This window comes from Massilia sp. CT11-108 (assembly GCF_047302915.1).
Taxonomy (GTDB): domain Bacteria; phylum Pseudomonadota; class Gammaproteobacteria; order Burkholderiales; family Burkholderiaceae_D; genus Telluria; species Telluria orientalis.
The window spans coordinates 1-2756 of record NZ_JBKYMO010000633.1 but is presented as its reverse complement, the minus strand read 5'-3'; the positions used below and the strand labels follow the sequence as shown (position 1 = coordinate 2756).

Annotated in this window: 3 protein-coding genes and 1 pseudogene; 3 read left to right on the top strand and 1 reads right to left on the bottom strand. The window is 68.5% G+C overall.

Annotation, left to right across the window (positions count from 1 at the left end; all coding sequences use genetic code 11):
* Positions 1-274 (bottom strand): annotated as a pseudogene (locus tag ACEN88_RS28675) (hypothetical protein); the annotation flags it as partial.
* 77 nt (positions 275-351) lie between these two features.
* Here ACEN88_RS28675 and ACEN88_RS28670 point away from each other — a divergent pair.
* The 3 genes from ACEN88_RS28670 (at position 352) to ACEN88_RS28660 (ending at position 2686) form a co-directional block, all read left to right on the top strand.
* Positions 352-1311 (top strand): AraC family transcriptional regulator, encoded by a 960-nt coding sequence (locus ACEN88_RS28670; protein ID WP_413345158.1) that lies wholly within the window; start codon positions 352-354, stop codon positions 1309-1311.
* Positions 1312-1417: 106 nt separating this feature from the next.
* On the top strand, positions 1418-2107 hold the full coding sequence (locus ACEN88_RS28665; protein ID WP_413345156.1) for a hypothetical protein: 690 nt from the start codon (positions 1418-1420) through the stop codon (positions 2105-2107).
* An 84-nt stretch (positions 2108-2191) separates the two neighbouring features.
* Positions 2192-2686: a hypothetical protein gene (locus ACEN88_RS28660; protein ID WP_413345154.1), complete on the top strand. Its 495-nt coding sequence runs from the start codon at positions 2192-2194 to the stop codon at positions 2684-2686.
* The last annotated feature ends 70 nt before the right edge of the window (positions 2687-2756 follow it).

Here is a 2756-nt window from a genome sequence, read left to right as displayed (position 1 = left end):
GCCAGATGGCCGGCGCCGGCGGGGCACCGGTGGGCGCCGTACTAGCCGGGCGGGGGGAGAACGTGGGGGGGGTAGTGAGCCGGGGGCTCATGGGCCAGGGGGGGCAGGGCCGCCCGCGCCGCGGGGGCGCCGCCGGCAGGAACTCGGCCGTCACGAGACCGAACACGCCCAGCGTCAGGCTGGCGATGCCGCCCCAGTTGGCGTTTTTCGCCTGGGCCGCGACGCGCGGCGGCGCGACATGCGCGTCTGCGTCGATGCAGGTGGATTCATTCATGGATACCTCGGGATATTGTGGAAATGGCAGTGTAGGGCTAAGATTCTGGACTTTCCATGCCATTCAATCCGAATCTCATGACCATTCGTCCAAACAGGGATCCGAAGACCGGCCAGGACGCCCTGACCGAAATCCTCCTCGGCCTGCGCCTCGACGGCGTCGAATACGGCCGCTGCGTGATGCGCGAGCCGTGGGCCGTCGCGTTCCCCGCCAAGCGGGAGGCGAGCTTTCACTTCGTCGCGCAAGGCAGCTGCTGGATGCACACGGCCACCAAGGGCTGGCTGCAGCTGAATCCCGGCGACGCCGTGCTGCTGCCGCACGGTACGGCGCACGTGATGGCCAGCAGCCCGGACCTGCCGGCGGTGGAGATCGACTCGCTGGCGCGCAAGGCCGTGTCGGAAAACCTGTATCTCGTGAGCGGCACCGGTGCGCAGGATGCGGCGGCGGAGCAGGTCCTGTTCTGCGGCGCGATGCGGTTCAATCTCGACCCGCTGCACCCGCTGCTGGCGATGATGCCGGAGGCGATGCGCGCCGCCGACCTGGGCCAGCGCGACCCGGCCGTGCACGCGATGCTGGAAGCGATGGAGCGCGAAGTCGCGCTCGACCGCATCGGCGCCTGCGGCATCCTCGCGCGGCTGGCGGACGTGCTGGCCGCGAGCATCATCCGCGCATGGGTCGAATGCGCGTGCAGCGATGCGAGCGGGTGGATCGCGGCCGTGCGCTGTCCGCAGATCGGACGCGTGCTGGCGGCGATCCACCGCCAGCCGGAGCGCGACTGGTCGGTGAGCGAACTGGCCGGCGTGATGGGCGCGTCGCGGTCCAGCTTCATCGACAAGTTTTCCAGCGCCGTCGGCGAAACTCCGGCCAAGTACGTTGCCAAGGTCAAGATGTTCCAGGCGCGGCACTGGATCGCGCGCGACGGCATGCGCGTGGCGACCGTCGCGAACCGGCTCGGCTACGACTCCGAGGCGTCGTTCAGCCGCGCCTTCAAACGCGTCATCGGGCATCCGCCCAGCGAGGCGCGCGTGGCCGGATAGGCAAGATTACGCTTTTAAACAGGCGCAAAAATATTGCTGAAAAAGGGGCTTCAACCGGATTTAAAATTGCCGTTAGGCATTTTAAATATCCAACGGGAAGCCCATCATGTCCAAAGCCGTCCTCGCCGCAGCGCTGCTGTGCGCAACCCTTCCCGCCGCCGCCGCCGACCTCACGCCGCTGGAGCAGCGCTGGCTCGGTGCCGCGCTCCCCGTCCTCGCGTACTCGCGCAGCCTGAACCTGCCCATCGATGTCGTCGTCCAGCCGCAGGCCGGCCCGAACGACGTGCCGATGGCGATGGGCTTCGCGGGCGGCCGCTGCAAGCTCGTGCTGTCGCTGCGCGGCAATCCGGATGCCGAGCGCCAGCTCGACGGCGTGCCGGCGGCCGGGCAGGGCGAATTGATCGAGGCGATGGCGGCCCACGAGATCGGCCATTGCTGGCGCTATGCGCAGGGCGCGTGGCATGCGCTGCCGGCCGGTTTCGTCGAGGTGAACGAAGAGACGGCGGACGATCCGTCGCTGCTGGCGGCATCGAAGGCGATGCGCGAAACCCGCCGCGAGGAAGGCTATGCCGACCTGGTGGCGCTGGCCTGGACGCACGACCGCCACCCCGGCGACTACGGCCGCATCTACGCGTGGCTGGAAAAGCTCAGGCACGACCAGCCGGTTGCGCGCAACGGCCACGATACCCGCGCATGGGTGGGCCTCGCGCGCGACGGCGCGCGCTTCGGCAGTGCCGGCAAGCCGTTCGAGGACGCGGCGCCGTTGTGGCGCGAGGGGCTGCTCAGCGACGATTGAGACTAGCGTTCGTTGCCGCACAGAGGTCCCTGGCGTGCGGGCGTTAAATCTGGCTGTCACAACAAACAACACAGGGACAAGACCATGAAAACGCTGATTGCGACCTTGCTCGCGACGGCTGCAGGCGCGAGCTTCGCCGCGGCACCGACTGCGGCACTCAACCACGACCCGGCGACCTACCGCAATCTCACCCAGAAAGCGGAGTCGGAATACCGGGCGGCGACAGCGAAATGCGACGCCCGGAGCGGCAGCGACAAGGACATCTGCATGGCCGAAGCCCGGCTGGCGCGCACCCGCACCGAGGCCGATGCACTGTCCAAGTACAACAACACGGCAGCCGGCCGCGCCCGCACGCGCACCAACGTCGCCGACGCCGAGTACGACCTGGCCAAGGCCAAGTGCGACGCGAAGAGCGGCGCCGACAAGGACAGCTGCATGGATAACGCGAAATCCGTGCACACGGCCGCGCTGGCCGACGCCAAGGCCGACCGCGCAGGCACGACGAGCAGCGGCGCCAGCGCGGCCGTGTGCACGGATTTAGCGTTATCCATGCACCTGTCCTTGTCGGCGCCGCTATAAGCCTAGCACATGGCCTTTGCCCTGGCGTAATAGGCGAGGGCGCCCTTGGAGCGCGGGCGGGCGCGGCCCG